Origin of the sequence: Capnocytophaga sp. oral taxon 863 str. F0517, assembly GCF_000466425.1 — a bacterium.
In the GTDB taxonomy this organism is placed as follows: domain Bacteria; phylum Bacteroidota; class Bacteroidia; order Flavobacteriales; family Flavobacteriaceae; genus Capnocytophaga.
The window spans coordinates 625-1,404 of sequence record NZ_KE992131.1 but is presented as its reverse complement, the minus strand read 5'-3'; the positions used below and the strand labels follow the sequence as shown (position 1 = coordinate 1,404).

At 43.8% G+C, this 780-nt stretch carries 1 protein-coding gene; it reads left to right on the top strand.

What is annotated here, in order from left to right:
• On the top strand, nt 1-780 hold a 780-nt coding region (locus HMPREF1551_RS05960), incomplete at both ends, for an N-6 DNA methylase (protein ID WP_021628170.1).

The window sequence follows — 780 nt, the reverse complement described above, 5'->3', positions numbered from 1 at the left end:
GCAAGGTGCTCTCTCATCTTTACCCCGAGGAGCAAGTACATATCGATGGCTTCGAACAAATCAGCCCACTGAAAAGAAATCAGTTTGATTTGGTAACCAGCAACATCCCTTTTTCCGATACCGCTGTCTTTGATTTGAGTTACTCTCGCAGCAATGACCCTGCTAAGGTACAAGCCTCCCGTAGGGTGCATAACTACTTTTTCTTAAAGGGCTTGGATATGGTAAAGGAAGGGGGACTCCTTGCCTATATCACTTCCCAAGGGGTAGCCGATAGCCCTCAAAATGAGATTATTCGCCAAGCGATGCTCTCCAATGCGCGCCTTGTCTCTGCCGTGCGCCTGCCTAACAACCTCTTTACCGATTATGCAGGTACCGAAGCAGGAAGCGACCTTATCATCCTTCAAAAAGACAGTCAAAGAGGCGCTTTAAACCCTATAGAAGAGCAGTTTTGCAATACAGCAAGGCTACCACAGGGGATGCTACAAAACGAGTATCTTTCACAAAGAGAAAACGTTATTTGTACGGATGCTCTTGCAGGCACCAACCTATACGGACAGCCTGCAATGGTCTATACCCATAGTGAAGGAGTAGAAGGTATTGCCAAGGAGGTAAAAGAAAGAATCCTAAGCGATTTTAAAGCACATTATCTATCGCCTGAAACAGCACAACAAAGCCAAACAACACAAATTAAGCTACAAGCGGTTAATTCACAAAAAAATGAGGTAAAGGAAATTGAGGTAAAAAAAGTTGAACGGCAAGAATTTATTGAAATTGAAAGCA